This window comes from Pantoea agglomerans, assembly GCF_020149765.1.
GTDB lineage: Bacteria > Pseudomonadota > Gammaproteobacteria > Enterobacterales > Enterobacteriaceae > Pantoea > Pantoea alvi.
In genome coordinates, this window is sequence record NZ_CP083809.1 from 1046126 (window position 1) to 1066383 (window position 20258).

Annotated in this window: 18 protein-coding genes; 13 read left to right on the plus strand and 5 right to left on the minus strand. The window is 60.8% G+C overall.

Annotated features, from left to right (window positions below):
* Positions 1 to 3: 3 nt before the first annotated feature.
* Positions 4 to 2064: a polyphosphate kinase 1 gene (gene ppk1 / locus LB453_RS07530; RefSeq protein WP_103794339.1), complete on the minus strand. Its 2061-nt coding sequence runs from the start codon at positions 2062 to 2064 to the stop codon at positions 4 to 6.
* 151 nt (positions 2065 to 2215) lie between these two features.
* Here ppk1 and LB453_RS07535 point away from each other — a divergent pair, with 151 nt between their 5' ends.
* From LB453_RS07535 to pstB, 3 genes are read left to right on the plus strand one after another with little or no spacing between them, the layout of a single operon-like run.
* Positions 2216 to 4300 (plus strand): ABC transporter permease subunit, encoded by a 2085-nt coding sequence (locus LB453_RS07535; RefSeq protein ID WP_103794338.1) that lies wholly within the window; start codon positions 2216 to 2218, stop codon positions 4298 to 4300.
* Positions 4297 to 5937 carry a phosphate ABC transporter permease PstA gene (pstA, locus tag LB453_RS07540; protein ID WP_103794337.1) on the plus strand — a complete coding sequence of 547 codons (1641 nt, stop codon included), beginning with the start codon at positions 4297 to 4299 and terminating at the stop codon, positions 5935 to 5937. Before LB453_RS07535 ends, pstA begins: the two co-directional genes overlap by 4 nt.
* Positions 5938 to 5949: 12 nt before the next feature.
* Complete coding sequence (gene pstB, locus LB453_RS07545) at positions 5950 to 6717, plus strand: phosphate ABC transporter ATP-binding protein PstB (RefSeq protein ID WP_103794336.1); 768 nt, start codon at positions 5950 to 5952, stop codon at positions 6715 to 6717.
* 222 nt (positions 6718 to 6939) lie between these two features.
* Here pstB and purN read toward each other — a convergent pair whose 3' ends face one another.
* Together purN and purM are read right to left on the minus strand one after the other, a co-directional pair.
* Positions 6940 to 7578: a phosphoribosylglycinamide formyltransferase gene (gene purN, locus LB453_RS07550; protein WP_103794335.1), complete on the minus strand. Its 639-nt coding sequence runs from the start codon at positions 7576 to 7578 to the stop codon at positions 6940 to 6942.
* Positions 7575 to 8615 (minus strand): phosphoribosylformylglycinamidine cyclo-ligase, encoded by a 1041-nt coding sequence (gene purM / locus LB453_RS07555; RefSeq protein ID WP_103794334.1) that lies wholly within the window; start codon positions 8613 to 8615, stop codon positions 7575 to 7577. The genes purN and purM overlap by 4 nt, the downstream gene beginning before the upstream one ends.
* A gap of 239 nt (positions 8616 to 8854) precedes the next feature.
* Between purM and upp the strand changes: the two genes are divergently transcribed.
* The 3 genes from upp to hda all read left to right on the plus strand — a co-directional run bounded on the left by upp (position 8855) and on the right by hda (position 11623).
* Positions 8855 to 9481 carry a uracil phosphoribosyltransferase gene (upp, locus tag LB453_RS07560; protein ID WP_103794333.1) on the plus strand — a complete coding sequence of 209 codons (627 nt, stop codon included), beginning with the start codon at positions 8855 to 8857 and terminating at the stop codon, positions 9479 to 9481.
* A gap of 66 nt (positions 9482 to 9547) precedes the next feature.
* Positions 9548 to 10831 (plus strand): uracil permease, encoded by a 1284-nt coding sequence (uraA, locus tag LB453_RS07565; RefSeq protein WP_103794332.1) that lies wholly within the window; start codon positions 9548 to 9550, stop codon positions 10829 to 10831.
* A 90-nt stretch (positions 10832 to 10921) separates the two neighbouring features.
* Entirely contained in the window at positions 10922 to 11623 is a 702-nt protein-coding gene (hda, locus tag LB453_RS07570) for a DnaA inactivator Hda (RefSeq protein ID WP_224481766.1), read from the plus strand.
* Here hda and arsC read toward each other — a convergent pair.
* Both arsC and LB453_RS07580 read right to left on the minus strand, forming a co-directional pair.
* Entirely contained in the window at positions 11620 to 11961 is a 342-nt protein-coding gene (gene arsC / locus LB453_RS07575; protein WP_103794331.1) for an arsenate reductase (glutaredoxin), read from the minus strand. The two genes, hda and arsC, sit on opposite strands and share 4 nt — an antisense overlap.
* Positions 11962 to 11967: 6 nt before the next feature.
* Positions 11968 to 13431: a tetratricopeptide repeat protein gene (locus LB453_RS07580; protein WP_103794330.1), complete on the minus strand. Its 1464-nt coding sequence runs from the start codon at positions 13429 to 13431 to the stop codon at positions 11968 to 11970.
* A gap of 735 nt (positions 13432 to 14166) precedes the next feature.
* On the opposite strand from LB453_RS07580, the gene LB453_RS07585 reads away from it, so the two are divergent.
* From LB453_RS07585 to LB453_RS07615, 7 genes are all read left to right on the plus strand, one after another.
* Positions 14167 to 14772, plus strand: a complete 606-nt coding sequence (locus LB453_RS07585) for a DsrE family protein (protein ID WP_103794329.1) — start codon at positions 14167 to 14169, stop codon at positions 14770 to 14772.
* A 34-nt stretch (positions 14773 to 14806) separates the two neighbouring features.
* Positions 14807 to 15415 (plus strand): DsrE family protein, encoded by a 609-nt coding sequence (locus LB453_RS07590; RefSeq protein ID WP_103794328.1) that lies wholly within the window; start codon positions 14807 to 14809, stop codon positions 15413 to 15415.
* 126 nt (positions 15416 to 15541) lie between these two features.
* Positions 15542 to 16579, plus strand: a complete 1038-nt coding sequence (locus LB453_RS07595) for a substrate-binding domain-containing protein (protein WP_103794327.1) — start codon at positions 15542 to 15544, stop codon at positions 16577 to 16579.
* Positions 16576 to 17580 carry an ABC transporter substrate-binding protein gene (locus tag LB453_RS07600; RefSeq protein ID WP_411970193.1) on the plus strand — a complete coding sequence of 335 codons (1005 nt, stop codon included), beginning with the start codon at positions 16576 to 16578 and terminating at the stop codon, positions 17578 to 17580. Before LB453_RS07595 ends, LB453_RS07600 begins: the two co-directional genes overlap by 4 nt.
* Entirely contained in the window at positions 17580 to 18452 is an 873-nt protein-coding gene (locus tag LB453_RS07605; RefSeq protein ID WP_103794325.1) for an ABC transporter permease, read from the plus strand. The genes LB453_RS07600 and LB453_RS07605 overlap by 1 nt, the downstream gene beginning before the upstream one ends.
* Positions 18449 to 19264, plus strand: coding sequence for an ABC transporter permease (locus tag LB453_RS07610; RefSeq protein WP_103794324.1), 816 nt, complete (start codon positions 18449 to 18451; stop codon positions 19262 to 19264). Before LB453_RS07605 ends, LB453_RS07610 begins: the two co-directional genes overlap by 4 nt.
* Positions 19261 to 20250 (plus strand): ABC transporter ATP-binding protein, encoded by a 990-nt coding sequence (locus tag LB453_RS07615; RefSeq protein WP_103794323.1) that lies wholly within the window; start codon positions 19261 to 19263, stop codon positions 20248 to 20250. Before LB453_RS07610 ends, LB453_RS07615 begins: the two co-directional genes overlap by 4 nt.
* Positions 20251 to 20258 lie beyond the last annotated feature (8 nt).

Sequence of the window (20258 nt, forward strand, 5' to 3'; positions counted from 1 at the left end):
AGATTATTCAGGCTGTTCCAGTTTCTTGATGTAATCATAAATCGCCAGTTGAGAGCGGACCTTACGACGATTGCCGCGCGGAACATAGCGGTTCCCCAACTCTTTATCAACGATACGCGCTTTCACCGTATCACTAAACAGGATAGCGATAATGTCCAGAATGCGTTGCTTAACGCGCGGATCGAGGATCGATACCGCTACTTCGATGCGGTGATCGATGTTGCGCGTCATCCAGTCGGCGGAAGAAAGGAAGACTTTTTTGTCGCCGCCGTTTTCGAAAATATAGACGCGATCGTGCTCAAGATAGCGGTCAACGATACTGATCACGCGAATATTTTCACTGATCCCGGGCAAGTCAGGGATCAGTGAGCACATGCCGCGCACCAGCAGATTAATCTTAACGCCTGCGCCCGACGCCGCGTAGAGACGATCGACCAGACCGTTATCCACCAGGTTGTTAATTTTCAGCGTAATGCCACACGGACGACCCTGCTGTGCATTGGCGATTTCTGCATCAACCAGCTGATAAAGCATCTGACGCGAGTTCTGCGGCGAGACCATCAGATGCTCGAAGCTCACCGGGCGATAGGGGTTTTCAATAAAGTTGAATACCCGGCGCACTTCGTTGGTGATGCGTGCATCGGCGGTTAACAGCGAATAGTCGGTGTAGAGGCGCGCGGTTTTCTCGTTGAAGTTGCCGGTGCCGATATGGGCGTAGCGCACCACTTCGTCGCCTTCCCGGCGCGAGATAAGAAACAGCTTGGCGTGAATTTTCAGGCCCGGCGCGGAGAAAATCACATGTACGCCCGCTTCGGTTAAGCGCTTGGCCCACGAAATATTGGCCTCTTCGTCGAAGCGCGCCTGCAGCTCCACTACCACGGTGACTTTCTTGCCGTTATAGGCGGCGTGTATCATCGCATCCATAATGCGCGAGCGCTTCGCAACGCGATAGATATTGATTTTAATCGCCAGCACGCTCGGGTCGAAAGAGGCCTGACGCAGCAGCTCCAGCACATGCTCAAAGGTGTGGTAGGGGTAGTAGAGCAGGATGTCGCGGTCACGAATGGCGTCGAAGCCGTTGCGGAAGCCGTCGAAGCCGATATGGCGGATCTGCGGCAGCGGACGGTTGACCAGGTTGCTTTTGCCCACGTCCGGGAAGCCGATAAAGTCTTTAAAGTTATGGTAGCGGCCGCCCGGCACGATGGAGTCGTAGTTGGAGATGGTCAGCTTATTACGCAGCAGCTCCACCATGGCGTCCGGCATATCGCGCTGATAAACGAAACGCACCGGCTCGGCGGTGAGACGCTGCTTAAGGCTAGAGGACATCAGCTCCAGCAGGCTCGACTCCATCTCCGTCACCAGATCGTATTCCGCATCGCGCGTCATCTTCATCGAATAGGCATTCAGCGCGTCGTAATCGAAGAAGCCTTTAAAGATGTCGTCGAGACAGTAGCGCAGAATATTGTCCAGCAGGATCATCGGCTTGCGTCGGCGCGGTGATTCAGCCGGCAGGTTGATGAAGCGCGGAACTTTATCGGAGGGGATCTCCAGCAGCGCATAGCGAATATCATCGCCGCGAATAATCTCCACCGCCAGATAGGTGTAGTCATCTTTCAGGAATTCGGTGAGATCGGTGTCGTGATTAATCAGAATCGGCGAAATGTGCTGGCGCAAATCGTGTTTGAAATAGTGACGCAGCCACACCTGCTGATTGGCGGAAAGCTGGCGTTCGTTGATCAAAAAGATCTGGTTGCGCGCCAGCTCCAGCAGCAGTTCGTTATAGAGACCGTCAAATTCCTGCTCCGACTTCATGACGCGCTGCTGAATTTTCTTCAGCAGATGGCGCGGCAGGCCAGGCGACCCCTGCTCCTCGCCAATCAGAATACGACGCTTAAGGTCGGCAAAGCGCACCTTGTAAAACTCATCAAGGTTATTGGAATAGATCCCCAGAAAACGCATACGTTCGATCAGCGGGTTAGTTTTATCGGCCGCTTCCTGTAAGACGCGCTCGTTGAAGGATAACCAGCTTAATTCTTTTTCTATATACAGCTTTTCCTGACCCATTCTGACTCCATATCGCGTTCGCAGGACTTAAAGAACCAGTGTCCATCAACATTATGGCGAGAGTATGGCAACCTTGTCCAACGCCAATAGTTGTCTTATCAACCAGCTACGGGCAACATAGCGGCTTAATACCGATCTCATTCAGAGCCGCATGAGCCTAAAGCATATTCCCGTCAACTTCAGCGACCGCCGTCGCCGCGCAATCGATCGTTTTACGCGGCGTCTGGTCACATCCTGCGGCATCGCTATTTTGCTGCTGATGCTGCTGCTCTTTTTCTGGTTGATTTGGGTGGTCCTGCCGCTGTTCGCTGCGCCTGGCCTTCATCAGCAGGCGGCGCAGCAGCTGTGGGACAGCGAGCCGGCGCTGATAATCGGCAATCAGGGCGATCGCGGCTGGCGTATCGGACGCGACGGCGCGGCGCGCTTTATTCCGCTTAACGGGCAGCCCGCCGAAGCGCCGCTGATGCTGCGTCCAGCGCCTGAGCGGGCGGTCAGCAGCGCCGACCGGCGCACCCTGTTGCTCAGCGCCCAGGGCGCGCTGACGCTGCTGCAGCCCGTCGACGGCGAATGGCGCTTCCCGCTCGGCGAGACGCCGCTGCGGCTCCCTGGCGGCGCGGTGAACGCGATGGCGCTGGCGACGCTGAACGAAAACAGATGGCGTATTGCTCTGGTCACCGAGAGGGGCCTCAGCGTCCTGACGCTGGCCCCTCAGCAGGCGCCGCGCGCCGTGGATCTGCCGCAGGCCCATGCCGACCATCTGCTGCTGTCGCCGCAGGGCGATCTGCTCTATGCCAGCGAAGGCGATGTGCTGCGCGTCTGGCAGCTCGACGACGATCGCGCGACGCTGCGCGAAACCGTGACGCTGGCGCAGCCGCCGCGCAGCCTGCATCTGCTGGCGAGCGGGCGCAGTTTATTGATTCAGGATGGACGCGGCGTAACGCAGTGGTTCGCTATCGCCGGGGCGGAAGGGCCGCGGCTGCATGAAATCCGCACCTTCGCCGGAAGCAGCCCGACCGCCGCCGTGGTAACGGAACCGCAGCGCCGCGTCTTCGCTACCCTGGAGCCTGACGGCGCGCTGGCGCTCTTCGCCAGCAAGCAGCCAGGCCCGATCCTGCAGCGCCAGCTGGCGGCGGGCGTCGAGCATGCCGCGTTTTCGCCGCGCGGCGACGCGCTGCTGCTGGAGCGCGCCAGCAGCTGGCAGCTATTGCGCATTAACAACCCCTGGCCGGACGTGAGCTGGCGCAGCTTCTGGCAAAAAATCTGGTATGAGAACTACCCCGCGCCGGACTGGGTCTGGCAGTCCACCAACGCTGCAGACAGCTATCAGGCCAAGTTCAGCTTTATGCCGATGGTCACCGGCACCCTGAAAGCGGCGGCGCTGTCGCTGCTGTTCGCCACGCCGCTGGCGCTGGCGGCGGCGATCTATACCGCCTGGTTTATGTCGCCGGGCCTGCGACGCTGGGTCAAGCCGGCGATTGAGATGATGGGCGCGCTGCCCAGCGTGGTGATCGGGCTTATCGCTGGACTCTGGCTGGCACCGCATATTAGCCAGGCGCTGCTCGGCGTCTTGCTGCTGCCGCTGACGCTGGCGGCGACGCTGCTGATCTGCGGCGCACTCAGCCGGCATCTGCCGCCGCGCTGGCGCCAGCCGGGACGCGAGGTGATGCTGCTGCTGCCGCTGCTGCTAATTGTCACGCTGGCCACGCTGATTATCCCGACCTTTCTGATGCGCGACGCTGCGGAATGGCTGCCGCACTATGAGCAGCGCAACCTGCTGGTGGCGGGACTGGCGATGGGCTTCGCGCTGGTGCCGCTGATCTTCACGCTGTCGGAAGATGCGCTGTTCAGCGTGCCCGCGGCGCTGGGGCAGGGGTCGCTGGCGCTGGGCGCGACGCCGTGGCAGACCCTGACGCGCGTGGTGCTGCCGGGGGCGTCGGCGGGAATTTTCGCCGCGCTGATGATCGGTTTTGGCCGCGCTTTGGGTGAAACCATGATCGTGCTGATGGCGACCGGCAATACGCCGCAGAGCCAGGGTGGCCTCTTTTCCGGGCTGCGCGCGCTCTCCGCTAATATCGCCATCGAGATGCCGGAAGCCGCGGCAGGCAGCGCCCACTACCGGATTCTGTTTCTCAGCGCGCTGGTGCTGCTGCTCTTTACCCTGATAATCAACACCCTGGCCGAACTGATCCGTCAGCGCCTGCGCCAGCGATACAGCCAGCACGAGGGCCAGGCATGAAGGCGATGCGACAAAACGACCGCTGGCGCTGGCTGACCGCAGGCGCGGTCGCCGTCTGCCTGCTGGCCTTTACCCTGCTGATTGCGCTGCTGGCCTGGCAGGGCATGCGCGCCTTCTGGCCGCAGCGCGTTGATCTCTACCAGCTGACGCAGCCGGAAGGGGAGACAACGGCGCTGCTGGGGGAAACCCTTGAGCATCAGCCACATTTTCCCGCCCCCGCGGCGGAGAGCGGGGCGTCGCCGCCGGTCAGCCATCTCCATCGCTACCTGATTAAAACCGGCAACCGCGACTGGGATGCGCCCGATTTCCGCGTAATCTATGCGCGCGAAGCGCTGAGGGTGAGCCAGCCAAAAGAGGTCATGGTGCTGCAGCGGCGCGGCGGCGGCAACGCCTACGGCTGGTTTACTGGCCTGCGCGAAGATAATGAGGCGCTGACGGCGCGCGATCCCGATGCGCTGCTGCATCAGCGGCTGGGGCAGGTGCGCGAACTGCTGCATAAAATCAACCGCATTCGCCACGTCGATCTGACGCGGCTCAACGATCAGCTGGCGGCGCTGGACGCGCGTGCCGATCGGCTGCGGCAGCAGCAGCAGTTCGATACGCGCGCGCTGTCGGAGTTTGAGGCCAACCAGGCGGCGCTGCAGCGCCGTTTCGTCCTGCTCAGCAGCCAGCTGGCTGATTTACAGCGCCAGAGCCAGCGTGACGTGCTGATGCTGCGCGACGCGCAGGGGCGCGAGCACGCCATTCCGCTGGCACAGGTGGTTGAAGCCTGGCGTCCTAACGCCATGAACGCGCAGCAGAAGCTAACCCACGCGCTGCGTCAGATCTGGCATTTCGTCAGCGATTCGCCCGCAAATGGTGAAAGCGACAGCGGCGCGTTTCCGGCGATTTTCGGCACCGTGCTGATGGTGCTGCTGATGTCGCTGGTGGTGATGCCGTTCGGCGTTATCGCCGCTATCTGGCTGCATGAATATGCCGGCCGCAACGCCCTGACGCGGCTGGTGCGCACTGCGGTGGTCAATCTGGCGGGCGTGCCGTCAATTGTGTATGGCGTGTTCGGGCTGGGCTTTTTCGTCTGGCTGGTCGGCGGCACGCTCGATCAGCTCTTCTTTTCCCGCGCGTTGCCCAATCCTACCTTCGGCACGCCGGGGCTACTGTGGGCGTCGCTGACGCTGGCGCTGCTGACGCTGCCGGTGGTGATCGTCGCCACCGAAGAGGGGCTGTCGCGCATCCCCGACTCGCTGCGTCAGGGCTCGCTGGCGCTGGGCGCCACCCAGGCGGAGACGCTGTGGCACGTGGTGCTGCCGATGGCGCTGCCGGCGATGCTCACCGGCCTGATACTGGCGGTGGCGCGCGCCGCAGGAGAGACCGCGCCGCTGATGCTGGTGGGCGTGGTGAAGATGGTGCCGGAGCTGCCGGTTGACGCGGTTTTTCCCTGGCTGCATCTCGACCGCAAATTTATGCACCTCGGCTTCCAGATCTACGATCTCGCCTTTCAGAGTCCCAACGTCGAGGCGGACCGCCCGCTGGTCTACGCTACGGCGCTGCTGCTGGTGACAATTATTCTGTCGCTCAACCTGCTGGCGATGGCGCTGCGCCATCGGCTGCGCGAACGCTATCGCCTGATGACCCAATAAAAGATGATGACTATGATGCCCGATACCGAAACGGCGCTGACGCTAAACCACCTTTCGTTATGGTATGGCGATCGTCAGGCGCTGCATGATATTTCGCTGCGTATCCCTGAGAAGCGCATCACCGCGCTGATCGGGCCTTCCGGCTGCGGCAAATCGACGCTGCTGCGCTGCTTTAATCGCATGAACGACGTGGTAGACAACTGTCGCATTGAGGGCGAGATCCTGCTGGGCAGCCACGCTATTATGCAGCCGTCGCAGGATCTCTCGGCGCTGCGCCGCCGCATCGGCATGGTGTTCCAGCGGCCCAATCCCTTTCCTAAGTCGATCTATGAAAATGTCGTCTACGGCCTGCGGCTGCAGGGCGTGCGCGACAGGCGGGTGCTGAACGAGGCGTGCGAGCGCGCGCTGCGCGCTGCGGCGCTGTGGGGCGAGGTGAAAGATCAGCTGGGGCAGAACGCGCTGACGCTCTCCAGCGGCCAGCAGCAGCGTCTGGTGATCGCCCGCGCCATCGCGATTGAACCGGAAGTGTTGCTGCTGGACGAGCCGACGTCGGCGCTCGATCCTATCTCGACGCTGGTGATTGAGGAGCTGATGACCACGCTGAAGCAGCACTTTACGCTGGTGCTGGTTACCCACAATATGCAGCAGGCGTCGCGCGTCTCCGACTACACCGCTTTTATGCATCAGGGGGCGGTGGTGGAGTTTGATGAAACGGATCGCATCTTTACCTCGCCGCGCAACCGGCGCACCGAGGATTATATTACCGGCCGCTACGGCTAGCAGAGGGGGCTTACCCAGGTCGTCACCCGCTCGCAAAGTCCATTGCCTTCCTGCGCGTCCGGCCCGCGCGACGATGCACCCCGTCCCTGAAGCGCGCCCGTTGCCGGGCCAGCGCGCAGGGTTGGGCAAAAACGCGCCCGGCGTTTTTGCCCCTGTCGCGGGACGCTTTGCTCTTCAGTTGATGTCGCCTGCGTTGTGACTGAGTGAGCCGTCGGGCATCGGCTAGTCGTGCGCGTAGCCCTGCGGCGGCAGCGGCTGATTATCCAGCCAGGCCCGACCTTCACGCATCGCTAACCGACCTTCGACAAACCAGCTAATCACCAGCGGATAGATCGCATGCTCCTGATGCTGCACGCGCGCGGTGATCTCATCTTCGGTGTCGTCGGGGAAGACCGGCACGCGGGCCTGCAGGATCACCGGGCCGCCATCCAGCTCGTCGGTAACGAAATGCACCGAGGTGCCATGTTCGGCGTCGCCATTCTCCAGCGCCTGACGATGAGTGTGCAGGCCCGGATATTTCGGCAGCAGAGAGGGGTGAATATTCAGCAGGCGATCCTGATAGTGCGCGACGAAGGCGCTGCTCAGGATGCGCATATAGCCCGCCAGCACCACCAGATCCGGCGCGTAGGCGTCGATCTCCCGCATCAGCTGACGATCGAACGCTTCGCGGTCGGCAAAATCGCTGGCCGCCAGCGCGTGGGCCGGCACGCCCGCTTCGCGCGCGCGCGTCAGGCCGTAAGCGGTCGATTTATTACTGAAAACGGCAGCGACGCTGCCGTTAATCCGCCCGCTTGCGCAGGCGTCGAGGATGGACTGAAGATTGCTTCCGTTACCGGAGATCAGTACAACCAGCTTTTTCATGCGTTGATAACCACGCGCTCTTCGGCATCTGACGCCTTGATGACGCCGATCTTCCAGGCTTTTTCGCCTGCGGCGCGCATCAGCTCAACCGCCTTGTCCGCCTCGGCGGCGCTCAGCGCGATTACCATGCCAACGCCGCAGTTAAAGGTGCGGTACATCTCATGACGGCTGACGTTGCCCGCCTGCTGCAGCCAGTCAAACACCACCGGCCACTCCCAGCTCTTCTCGTCGATGACCGCCTGGGTATTATCCGGCAGCACGCGTGGAATGTTTTCCCAGAAGCCGCCGCCGGTCAGATGGGCAATGGCATGCACATCGACCTGCTCGATCAGGCTCAGAATGTTTTTCACGTAGATGCGGGTCGGTTCCAGCAGGTGATCCGCCAGCGGCCTGCCGTCCAGCTGTTTGGTCAGCGGATCGGTCTGGCTCACCTCAAGGATTTTGCGCACCAGCGAATAACCGTTGGAGTGCGGGCCGCTGGAGCCGAGCGCGATCAGCACGTCGCCGTCCTGCACTTTTGAGCCGTCGATAATTTCAGATTTCTCAACCACGCCGACGCAGAATCCCGCCACGTCGTAATCTTCGCCGTGGTACATGCCCGGCATTTCCGCGGTTTCGCCGCCTACCAGCGCGCAGCCGGACTGCAGGCAGCCCTCGGCGATGCCGGTGATAACGGCAGAGGCGGTCTCGACGTCCAGCTTGCCGGTGGCGTAATAGTCGAGGAAAAACAGCGGTTCCGCGCCCTGAACCACCAGATCGTTCACGCACATGGCGACCAGATCGATGCCGATAGCGTCATGGCGTTTCAGATCCATCGCCAGACGCAGCTTGGTGCCGACGCCGTCGGTTCCGGAGACCAGCACCGGCTCGCGGTATTTCTGCGGCAGCGCGCAAAGGGCGCCGAAACCGCCGAGCCCACCCATCACTTCCGGGCGACGAGTCTTTTTCACTACGCCTTTAATACGATCAACCAGAGCATTACCAGCATCGATATCAACGCCGGCGTCTTTGTAGCTGAGAGAGGTCTTGTCGGTCACTGCGGAATCCCCACGCGATTGCGGTTGGTGGTTAACAAAAAGCGCGGCAATTCTAACAGCGCAGGCAAACGTTTGCGAGTCCCATTGCCAGGTCAAATTGCGCGCCGGACGATTTTCATCAATCCTTGAATAACGGATCGAAACGTCGCCTCATTGCGCAACGACATATGGCGCGCTTGCAAAAAGGCGGTATAATCCCGCGATTTTTTTTTAGCTCAACTCATTCCGGGAGAACACCAATGAAGATCGTGGAAGTCAAACACCCGCTGGTCAAACATAAACTGGGCTTGATGCGTGAGCACGATATCAGTACCAAACGCTTCCGCGAGCTGGCGTCGGAAGTTGGCAGTCTGCTGACCTATGAAGCCACCGCCGACCTGGAAACCGAGCGCGTTACTATTGAAGGCTGGAACGGCCCGGTAGAAATCGATCAAATCAAAGGTAAAAAAATCACTGTGGTGCCGATTCTGCGCGCCGGTCTGGGGATGATGGAAGGCGTGCTGGAGCATGTGCCGAGCGCGCGCATCAGCGTAGTCGGGGTCTATCGCGACGAAGAGACGCTGGAGCCGGTACCCTATTTTCAGAAGCTGGTCTCCAACATTGAAGAGCGCCTGGCGCTGGTGGTCGATCCGATGCTGGCCACCGGCGGTTCGATGATCGCCACGATCGATCTGCTGAAGAAAGCGGGCTGCAGCAGCATTAAGGTGCTGGTGCTGGTGGCGGCGCCGGAAGGCATCGCCGCGCTGGAGAAAGCGCATCCGGACGTTGAGCTTTATACCGCGTCTGTCGATCAGGGCTTAAACGAAAAAGGTTATATCATTCCGGGGCTGGGCGATGCCGGCGACAAAATTTTCGGAACTAAATAACTGCATCAGCCGACCAGAGAGTCGGCTTTTTTTTGGCAAAAACAGACCATTTTAAGGGGATAAATGATGACTCGACGCGCCATCGGCGTTAGTGAACGTCCGCCGCTACTGCAAACCATACCGCTCAGCCTGCAACATCTGTTCGCCATGTTCGGCGCAACGGTGCTGGTGCCCATTCTGTTTCATATCAACCCGGCGACGGTGCTGCTGTTCAACGGCGTTGGCACGCTGCTTTATCTCTTTATCTGTAAGGGCAAGATTCCCGCCTATCTCGGCTCCAGCTTCGCCTTTATCTCGCCGGTGCTGCTGCTGCTGCCGCTTGGCTATGAGCTGGCGCTGGGCGGTTTTATTCTGTGCGGCCTGCTGTTCTGCATCGTGGCGCTGATTGTGAAAAAGGCCGGCACCGGCTGGATCGACGTGATGTTCCCGCCAGCGGCGATGGGCGCTATCGTGGCGGTGATCGGTCTTGAGCTGGCGGGCGTGGCGGCCAATATGGCGGGGCTGCTGCCGGCAGAAGGCAGCAGCGCTGACGGTACCACCATCACTATTTCACTGGTCACCCTGGCCGTTACCGTTTTTGGCTCGGTGCTGTTTCGCGGCTTCCTCGCCATCATTCCGATACTGGTCGGGGTGGTCGTGGGCTATGCGCTCTCCTTCGCTATGGGCATCGTAGACTGGACGCCGGTCTATAACGCGCCCTGGTTCGCGCTGCCGACCTTCTATACGCCGCGCTTTGAGTGGGCGGCGATGCTGACCATTCTGCCCGCCGCGCTGGTGGTGATCGCCGAGCACGTCGGGCATCTGGTGGTGACCGCCAATATCGTGAAAAAAGATCTGATCCGCGATCCCGGCCTGCACCGCTCAATGTTCGCTAACGGTCTTTCCACCGTGATCTCCGGCTTCTTCGGTTCGACGCCGAATACCACCTACGGCGAAAACATCGGCGTGATGGCGATTACCCGCGTCTACAGCACCTGGGTAATCGGCGGGGCGGCAATCATCGCGATTCTGCTCTCCTGCGTCGGCAAGCTGGCGGCGGCGATTCAGGCGATCCCGGTGCCGGTCATGGGCGGCGTGTCGCTGCTGCTTTATGGCGTTATCGGCGCATCGGGCATTCGCGTGCTGATCGAATCCAAAGTGGACTACAGCAAGGCGCAAAACCTGATCCTCACTTCCGTTATCCTGATCATCGGGGTCAGCGGCGCGAAAGTACATATCGGCGCCGCCGAACTGAAAGGCATGGCGCTGGCAACGCTGGTGGGGGTGCTGCTGGCGCTGATCTTCCGCGTTATCTCGCTGCTGCGCCCGGAAGAGGTGGTGCTGGACGCTGAAGAGAAGGGCGGTCACTGAGTCGGTGCGGGCAGGGATGCCCGTTATCCTCACCCGGCGAAAACTGTGGTAGACTTGCCCCGTTTTTTGCCTGTTCTCTTTGAGGTGCTTCTGAACACGCCGGCACAACTGTCACTGCCACTTTACTTACCGGACGACGAGACCTTCGCCAGCTTCTGGCCGGGGGAAAATCCGTCGCTTATCGCCGCGCTGAAAGGCGCCCTCAGTCAGCAACACGGCAGCTATCTCTATTTCTGGTCGCGCGAAGGCGGTGGCCGCAGCCATTTGCTGCACGCGGCGTGCGCGGAAATGTCGGCGCGCGGTGAGGCGGTCGGCTATGTGCCGCTGGATAAGCGCACCTGGTTTGTGCCGGACGTGCTGGACGGCATGGAGCATCTGGCGCTGGTCTGCATCGACAATATCGAGTGCATCGCCGGCGAAGAGGCGTGGGAGATGGCGATCTTCGATCTCTATAACCGCATCCTGGAAACCGGTAAAACCCGGCTGCTGATTACCGGCGACCGGCCGCCGCGGCAGCTTAACCTTAATCTGCCTGACCTGGCGTCGCGCCTCGACTGGGGCCAGATCTATCGTCTGCAGCCGCTGAGCGATGAAGACAAACTGCAGGCGCTGCAGCTGCGCGCCGGTATGCGGGGCTTTGAACTGCCGGAAGATGTCGGGCGCTTTATGCTGAAACGCCTCGATCGCGAAATGCGCACCCTGTTCGAAACGCTGGATCGCCTCGATCACGCCTCGATCAGCGCGCAGCGCAAACTCACCATTCCTTTCGTAAAAGAGACGCTCGGGCTTTAAAGGATCGCCAGCACCGCTTCCGGCGGTCGGCCGATGCGCGCCCGATCGCCGTTAATCACCACCGGCCGCTCCAGCAGCGCCGGATGTGCCGCCAGCGCGTCAAGCAGCTGCGCTTCATCGGCGTTTTCCAGCCGCAGGGTTTTATAAAGTTCCTCTTTGGTGCGCATCAGCTGCCGGACGCTGCTCATGCCGAGCTTTTGCAGCAGAATTTGCAGCGTCTCGCGATCGGGCGGGGTCTCAAGATAGCGGACAATCTCTGGCTTAACGCCGTTCGCCTCCAGCAGCGCCAGGGTTTCGCGGCTCTTGCTGCAGCGCGGGTTGTGATAAAGGGTGACCATGCTCGATTATCCTTTTTGGTACTGTTTAAAGCGAGTTTGCAGCTGACGAAGCTGGTCGATACGCGCGTCGTAGCGCGCCTGCTTCAGGCTGCCGACCGGCACCTGCGCGCTGGCGCTGCTCAGCGTAGTAATCGCCTGATCGAGCTGACCGTTAAGCGCCAGCGTTTCGGCGCGCGCCGACATCTCTTCATCATTCAGTCCCTGCTGCGCCGACGCCTGCGCCAGCAGATCCCAGCCGTTCACATCGTCTGGATGCGCCCAGGTATAGCGATTCAGAATGCGGCTGGCGTTAGCGGGCTGTTTCGCCTCGACGTAAGCATTCGCCAGATTTAGCTGTACCACCGGGCTGTTTTTAGCCGCGCCCGCGGCGTTAAGCCGGGCGATCGCCTGCTGCGGCTGATTCATACCGATATCGATATCGGTCATGATGTCGAGATACCAGACGTTGTCGGGCTGCTTCGCCAGCAGCGGCTCGATGATCTTTTTCGCGCTGGCGAAACTTTTCGCCTGTAAAAACTGCACCGCTTTGCCGTACTGCGCCGCCTGCTGTTCGCGGCTGTTGCCGTGGCTATAGCTCTCCAGCAGCTCGTCGGTCAGCTGGTTACGGCCGGTGGCGTACATGCCGAGGGCGCGCACTTTCGCCATGTAGTAATCCTGCGAGGACTGCACCATTACCGGGCGCATCTGGTTGGCGCGGTTGCGCGCGTCCGCCAGACGGCTGTCGGGCAGGGGATGCGTCAGCAGGATCTCCGGCGGCTTCGACGAGAAGCGGCTCTGATCGGCCAGCTTCTGTAAAAAGTTGGGCATCGCTTCGGGATCGAATCCGGCGCGCTGCAGCACCTGAATGCCGATGCGATCCGCCTCCTGCTCGTTGCCCTGGGTGAAGCTGATAATGCCCTGCTGGGTGCCTGCCAGCGTACCGGTCAGCGCCGCCATACCCGCCTGTGGGCTGGCCATCGCCAGCAGAATCGAGCCCAGCGCGCCGACCCAGGTCAGCGGTGCGTTGCGCTTCTGATCTTCCATCGCGCGCGCCAGATGGCGCTGGGTGACGTGGGAGATTTCATGCGCCATCACCGACGCCAGCTGGCTCTCATTCTCGGTAAAGCGAAACAGCGAGGCGTGCAGCACTACGTTGCCGCCGAAGAAGGCGAAGGCGTTAAGCTCGTCGTTCTGGATCAGAAAGAAGTGAAAGGGCGTTTTTACCGAATCGGCATGGGCAACCAGTCGCTGGCCGAGCTGATTGATGTACTCATTAAGCAGCGGGTCGTTGATCAAGGGCGCGCTGGCGCGCAGCTGACGCACGTAAAAGTCGCCCATCTGCATCTCCTGGCCAATAGAGAGCGTCGAGCCTGCGGTCGTGCCCATATCGGGCAGCGAGTCGCTGACGTCGGCCCAGGCGGACGCGTGCGGCATCAGCATCAGGGTGGGAAGCAGCGCGGCGAGTAGCGTTTTCTTTAACCGGTTCAACATGCCTGGATCCTGTAGAGAAACTCTGCGGCCTGGAAAATACAATGTGCTTTTTCAGGGTAAAAGACGCGTCGCGCCTATCTTAACCAGAGCTTTAAAAGAAAGAAACGGTCTGATCCGCTATTAATCTGCGCTACAGCGACGCTTTTGCAGCAAAAAATTGAACGTTACGGGCGGGTGCGCTTTCGTTGAAAAACCAAACGCGCATTTATTTCATAAAAGGGAAACGCCGGTATAGCAGCGCCGTAACAGGCGTCGCTTTTTTAAGCGAGCCGGAGAGGGCAGCTCATTATTATAAATGCGCGAGATCCTCAGCACCCTTTTTAATTAAAGATATGTAAATTTACTCAAAAAAACTGAATGTGGCATGTTTTTTTCCAGGCTTACTCTGAAAAAAGCGCGTTATCAGCGCAAAAGGCGCGAAAGCGAAAATCAATAAGTTTTATGGTATGGCCGCTGAAGCCTCTGCGGTAAATATAAATAGCTGGTATCAGTTTCAGGCTAATTAATTTTATTTAAGGCCACTCCCTGCATAAATATCGATCCACTTCAATGTTAAAAGGCGCGCGCTTCGCCATCGAAAGCCTTTATCAATTAGCAGAATGAATAGTTCACCTGGCAATTAACGCACCGCAGGCGGTCAGCGCCGCGCCCTTTTGCCACGGCGGGGCTGTGGTATAGATAGCTCACCCAATTCGGGATGTGAACCAGCACTACGCTGTTATCCGGAGATAATTTATGCGTTCAGCTGTATCTTACGCGCTCATCGCCATTATTGGCGGTGCTGTTGGCGCGGGCGTTACCCAAAGCGGCGCGCTCTATCAAAAAGTCGTTAACCATTTCGCCGCCAAACCCAGCGATCCCGACGGCTTCTGGAGCACGCCCGCCGTTGACGGCTACGGCAAGATCCACTACGAGCCGGATGCCGCCTTTAAGCCGGTTGCGGGCCTGAGTAATAAGATCGTTTTCCAGATCACCCGCAGCGACGGCGCCATGACCGACGTCAACCTTGGCCTGGAGCGCGTGGCGCGCGTGGTCAACCTCTATGTCGCCTCCGGCGTGCCGGCGGAAGATCTGAAATTCGTTGTCTCGGTAACGGGCGACGCAACGCCTGCCATGCTGGATAACGCCCACTTCAAACAGTTTTACGGCGTAGATAACCCCAACCTCAAGCTGATCAGCCAGCTCGATAAGCTGGGCGTGAAGGTTTCCGTCTGCGATCAGTCGGTGGCTTTCCACCATTACCCCAACGACTGGATCGATAAATCAGTGGTTCATGCGCTCTCCAGTCCAACGACGGTCTCAACCCTGGAAAATCAGGGTTACGCATGGCTACAGATGTAATCACACTTTAAAAATAACGAGCAGGAGAATAACGATGCGTCCAGCGGCCTATATTGTGGTGGCAGCGATAGCCGGTTTTATTGGCGGTAATGTATTACAGCTGCCGGAATTATATGACAAGGTGAGCGGCAAATTTGCCAGTACCCCGACACAGCCAGCAGATTTCTGGAGTACGCCTGCAATTGAAGGCTTTGGCAAAATTCACTACGTCGACACGCCCGCTTTTAAACCCGGTACCGTGCCGGGCCTGAGCAATAAAATTGTTTTCCAGATTAACCGCAATGAGGGCGATATTCGTCAGCCGAATCTCGGTCTGGAGCGCGTTGCCCGCGTGACCAACCTCTATTACGCCGCAGGCGTGCCGCTGGATCAGCTGAAATTCGTGGTGTCGATCAACAGCGATGCGGTGCCGGCGGCGCTGAATAACGATCAGTTCCATAAGGCCTACGGCGTGGATAACCCTAACCTTAAACTGATCGACGAGCTGAAGAAGGCGGGCGTGCAGGTCTCGATCTGCGACCAGTCGGTGGCCTTTCACAATCTGCAGCGCGACTGGATCGATCAGCGCGTGACCCACACTATCTCCAGCGGCACCACGGTGGCGACGCTGCAGAACGAAGGCTACGCCTTCCTGATGCTGTAACCCCCCTCGACAGCGGCCCCGTGCCGCTGTCATCTGTTCGTCATTCCGCTGCGATTGTTCTGTCATACAACCCCTTTAGTTTGAGCGCCAGTGAGATCGTTCTCATCAGCGTATCAGGGGAAGAAAATGACCGATTTGATAAGCGTAGCGAAACTGGCGGGCGTCTCGCGCGCCACGGCGGCGCGCGCCTTCTCCGATCCCCATCTGCTGAAAGAGAGCACGCTGCAGCGGGTGCTGGCGGCGTCGGACCAGCTCGGCTTCCGCCCTAACCATATCGCGCGACAGCTGCGCACCCAGCACTCCACCACCCTTGGCGTATTGCTGCCTTCGCTGCTCAATCCGGTATTTGCTCATCAGCTGCAGGCGATGGAGCGTCAGGCGCGGCTGGCCGGCTTCGGGCTGCTGGTCGCCACCAGCGACTATCAGGCCGAGCGCGAGGCGGCAATCGTCGAACATATGCTGCGTCAGCGCGTCGCCGGGCTGGTGTTAACGGTGGCTGACGCGGACCGCAGCGCGGTGCTGCCGACGCTGGCCGCGGCGCAGATGCCCTTTGTGCTGGCGCACAACGTGCCGCAGTGCGCCAGCTGGCCGAGCGTCTGCGTCGATAACCGGCGCGCGATGGCCGAAGCGGTCGAACATCTGCTGGGGCTGGGGCACGGCCATATCGGCATGGTGACCGGCCCTGTCTGGCAGTCCGATCGGGCGCAGCAGCGTTTTCTCGGCTACTGCGACGCCATGCGGCAGGCGGGTCTGAAACCCTTTCCGCTGATCGAGATGCCGAGCCATACGCGCTCCGACTTTCAACAGCTGCAACCGCGCCTGCAGGGGGCTAATCCGCTGACCGCGGTGATCTGCAGTAACGACCTGCTGGCCATCAGCCTGATGGGCGCCGCCGCGCGCGCGGGCGTTCAGGTGCCGACGCAGCTTTCCGTTATGGGCTTCGATGGCATTGAAACCGGCGAGCATCTGACGCCCTCGCTTGCCTCGGTGGTGCAGCCCAGCGATCTGCTCGGTGCCTGCGCCATCGATATGCTGTTACAACACGCCAGCGGCGGGCTTCGCATGCTGGCGCACCATCTGCGGCTGGGCGAAAGCATCGCGCCCGCACCGCGCTCTACCTTCGTTAATTCCAGGGAATCCACATGTCAACGCACAAGAGAATGAAAATGTTAAGCGCTGCGGCGCTGCTGGTTGTATGCGGTATAGCGAGCCAGGCTGCCCACGCGGCGGAAAGCGCCATCTGCTACAACTGTCCGCCGGAGTGGGCGGACTGGGGAGCGCAGCTGAAAGCTATCGCCCACGACACCGGCGTCCAGGTGCCGCAGGACAATAAAAACTCTGGCCAGGCGCTGGCGCAGCTGGTCGCCGAGCAGGGCAATCCGGTCGCCGACGTGGTCTATTACGGCGTCAGCTTCGGCATTCAGGCGGCGGGCGCTGGCGTTATCGCCGACTATAAGCCGGCGCGCTGGGACGAGGTGCCGGCAGGCATGAAAGATCCTGACGGGAAATGGGTGGCGCTGCACTCCGGCACCCTGGGCTTTATGGTCAATGTCGATGCGCTGGGCGGCGCGCCGCTGCCGACCTCCTGGGATGATCTGCTGAAGCCGGAATATAAGGGCATGGTCGGCTATCTCGATCCCTCCAGCGCCTTTGTTGGCTACGTCACCGCCGTGGCGGTGAATCAGGCGAAAGGCGGATCGCTGCAGGACTTCACCCCGGCGCTGAACTGGTTCAAAAAGCTACAGGCCAACCAGCCGATCGTGCCGAAGCAGACCGCCTACGCGCGCCTGATTTCAGGCGAGATCCCCATTCTGCTCGACTACGACTTCAACGCCTACCGCGCAAAGTATAAAGATCACGCCAACGTCGCCTTCGTGATCCCGCAGGAGGGGACGGTTACGGTGCCGTACGTTATCAGCCTGGTGAAGAACGCGCCGCACGCTGCCAACGGCAGGAAAGTGATCGATTATGTGCTCTCGGATAAAGGTCAGGCGATCTGGGCCAACGCCTACCTGCGCCCGGTGCGTCCGTCGGCGATCTCCGCCGAGGCCAAGGCGAAATTCCTGCCTGACAGCGACTATGCCCGCGCGACCACGGTGAATTATCAGCAGATGGCCGATGTGCAGAAAGCCTTTTCCGCCCGCTACCTGAGTGAGATCCGTTAATGTCGCTGCTGGAAACCCGCAGCGGCGCGCCGACGGCCCTGCGCCGTCGGGCGCATCAGGGCGCGCGCTGGCCCTGGATGCTGCTGCCTGTGCTGCTCTTTTTCGCCGCCTTCTGGCTGCTGCCTTTCGCGCGCCTGCTGCAGACTGGGCTGACGCCGGATCGCACCACCGGGCAGAGCGGCTACTGGACGGCGATCGCCCAGCCGCACTATCTGCAAAGCCTGCTCAACACCCTGCTGCTGTCGCTGGCGGTGACGCTGATAACCCTTCTGATCGCCGCCGTGGTTGGCTGTTTTCTGGCGCGTCAGCGTTTCGCCGGGCGCGGCACGCTGCTGGCGCTGCTGACCTTTCCGCTCGCCTTTCCCGGCGTGGTCGTGGGGTTTCTGGTGGTAATGCTGGTGGGGCGGCAGGGGTTGCTGGCGCAGTTGAGCATGAGCCTGTTTCACGAACGCTGGACGCTCGCCTATTCGCTCAGCGGCCTGTTTATCGGCTATCTCTACTTCTCGCTGCCGCGCGCCATCGTCACGCTGGTGGCTGCCAGCGAAAAGCTGGATCGCTCGCTGGAAGAGGCGGCGCGCTCGCTCGGGGCCAGCCAGTGGCGCATCACCTGGGACGTTATCGTGCCGGGACTCAGGCCGGCGCTGCTCTCCAGCGGCGCGCTCTGCTTCGCCACCAGCATGGGTGCGTTCGGCACCGCCTTTACCCTCGGCACCAGCCTTAGCGTGCTGCCGCTGACCATTTACGGCGAGTTCACCAACTACGCCAATTTCGCCACCGCTGCAGCGCTGTCGGTGGTGATGGGCGCGGTCGCCTGGCTGGGTCTGATAGTGGCGCGCGCCTTAACGCACCATTCGGGAGAGAAATCATCATGAAGCGTCGCACGCTGTTCTGTTTGCAGGCCGGGATCACCGCGCTGACGGCGCTGTTTATGATTGTGCCGGTGGTGCTGTCGATGCTGGCGGGCGTGACAGAAAACTACTTCGCTGGCCTGCGCAGCGGCCTGACGCTGAAGTGGGTCGGGCAGGTGTGGGCGCTCTACGCCGATACCTTCTGGCTGTCGCTGCTGATTGCGCTCTGCTGTCTGGCGATCGTCGTGGTGACGGGTATTCCTGCCGCCTGGGGGCTGCTCAAGGCGCCGCCGCGCTGGGCCGCCCGCATCGAGGAGTGCCTGATGCTGCCGGTGGCGCTGCCGGGCCTCGCGACCGCGCTCGGGATTATTCTGCTTTACGGCCGGTTTGACGCGCTGCGTGACAGCTGGCTGTTTATTCTGATCGGCCATGTGCTCTTTACGCTGCCCTTTATGATCCGGCCGGTGCTGGCGGTGATGCAGGCGATTCAGCTGCCGCGCCTCGAAGAGGCGGCCGCCAGCCTCGGTGCCGGTTTCTGGCGCCGCTTCTTCACCGTGGTGGTGCCGAACTGCCGCAACGGCATTCTGGCGGGGGCGTTTATGGTAATTACCCTGTCGGTAGGCGAGTTCAATATTACCTGGATGCTGCACACGCCGCTGACCAAAACCCTGCCGGTCGGGCTGGCGGACAGCTACGCCTCGATGCGGCTGGAAGTGGGATCGGCTTATACGCTGATCTTTATCGTCATGATTTTACCGCTGTTGCTGATGCTCAACGCCTGCAATCACTGGCTGGCGCGCCAGACGACGCGAAACGCTGTTAAGGAGCTGGCATGAATAACGCTGCCGTTAACGTCACGCTGCGCCGCTGCGCGCGCCGCTTTCATCAACATACCGCGCTGCATCCCCTCGATCTTACCGTTCACGCCGGCGAAACCCTGGTGCTGCTCGGGCCGTCCGGCTGCGGCAAAACCACGACGCTGCGCATTATCAGCGGGCTGGAAAGCAGCGACGAGGGCGGCGAGGTCTGGTTTGACGATCGCGACGTCACCGCGCTGCCGATTGAGAAGCGCAACGTCGGTATGGTGTTCCAGAACTACGCGCTGTTTCCCAATATGAACGTGGCGCAGAACGTGGAATATGGCCTGAAGGTACAGGGCGTGGCGCGCGGCGAGCGCGCGGCGCGCGTGCAGGAGATGCTGGCGCTGGTGGATCTCAGCGCGCTGGCGAACCGCGCCATCGACAAACTTTCCGGCGGACAGAAGCAGCGCGTGGCGCTGGCGCGCGCGCTGGCCGCGCGGCCGAAAGTGCTGCTGTTTGATGAACCGCTGGCGGCGCTCGACGCCAAACTGCGCGAGCGTCTGAGGCTTGAGATCGGCGCGCTGCTGAAAAGGCTCGCGATTACCGCCGTCTATGTCACGCACGATCAGCAGGAGGCGATGGCGCTCGGTGATCGCATTGCGGTGATGGAGCAGGGGCGCATCGCCCAGATCGACACGCCGCAGATGATTTATCAGCGTCCGGCGACGCGCTTCGTTGCCGACTTTGTCGGGGCGATCAACTGCATCGCAACCGACGCCCGGGGGGAGCCGCATCAGTTCTGCCGCCCGGAGGATATTCTGCTGGCGGACGACACCCGCTACGCACGCCACGGCTATATCGTCGGCAGCACCTTTTTGGGTGCCGCGCAGCGTTTGCATATCGATATCGGGCTTGCCGCGCCGATTCAGGTCGATCGTCATGCGCGAGAGGCCTGGCATGCCGGGCAGCACGTCACCTGGACGCTGGCGCCGCGCGCCGCGCTGGATTTTACCGGTTATTAAGGAGAGCG

Coding starts and splice junctions, on each gene's coding strand:
- ppk1 (WP_103794339.1), bottom strand. CDS start 2,064: ATGGGTCAGGAAAAGCTGTATATAGAAAAAGAATTAAGCTGGTTATCC.
- LB453_RS07535 (WP_103794338.1), top strand. CDS start 2,216: ATGAGCCTAAAGCATATTCCCGTCAACTTCAGCGACCGCCGTCGCCGC.
- pstA (WP_103794337.1), top strand. CDS start 4,297: ATGAAGGCGATGCGACAAAACGACCGCTGGCGCTGGCTGACCGCAGGC.
- pstB (WP_103794336.1), top strand. CDS start 5,950: ATGATGCCCGATACCGAAACGGCGCTGACGCTAAACCACCTTTCGTTA.
- purN (WP_103794335.1), bottom strand. CDS start 7,578: ATGAAAAAGCTGGTTGTACTGATCTCCGGTAACGGAAGCAATCTTCAG.
- upp (WP_103794333.1), top strand. CDS start 8,855: ATGAAGATCGTGGAAGTCAAACACCCGCTGGTCAAACATAAACTGGGC.
- uraA (WP_103794332.1), top strand. CDS start 9,548: ATGACTCGACGCGCCATCGGCGTTAGTGAACGTCCGCCGCTACTGCAA.
- arsC (WP_103794331.1), bottom strand. CDS start 11,961: ATGGTCACCCTTTATCACAACCCGCGCTGCAGCAAGAGCCGCGAAACC.
- LB453_RS07580 (WP_103794330.1), bottom strand. CDS start 13,431: ATGTTGAACCGGTTAAAGAAAACGCTACTCGCCGCGCTGCTTCCCACC.
- LB453_RS07585 (WP_103794329.1), top strand. CDS start 14,167: ATGCGTTCAGCTGTATCTTACGCGCTCATCGCCATTATTGGCGGTGCT.
- LB453_RS07590 (WP_103794328.1), top strand. CDS start 14,807: ATGCGTCCAGCGGCCTATATTGTGGTGGCAGCGATAGCCGGTTTTATT.
- LB453_RS07595 (WP_103794327.1), top strand. CDS start 15,542: ATGACCGATTTGATAAGCGTAGCGAAACTGGCGGGCGTCTCGCGCGCC.
- LB453_RS07600 (WP_411970193.1), top strand. CDS start 16,576: ATGAAAATGTTAAGCGCTGCGGCGCTGCTGGTTGTATGCGGTATAGCG.
- LB453_RS07605 (WP_103794325.1), top strand. CDS start 17,580: ATGTCGCTGCTGGAAACCCGCAGCGGCGCGCCGACGGCCCTGCGCCGT.
- LB453_RS07610 (WP_103794324.1), top strand. CDS start 18,449: ATGAAGCGTCGCACGCTGTTCTGTTTGCAGGCCGGGATCACCGCGCTG.
- LB453_RS07615 (WP_103794323.1), top strand. CDS start 19,261: ATGAATAACGCTGCCGTTAACGTCACGCTGCGCCGCTGCGCGCGCCGC.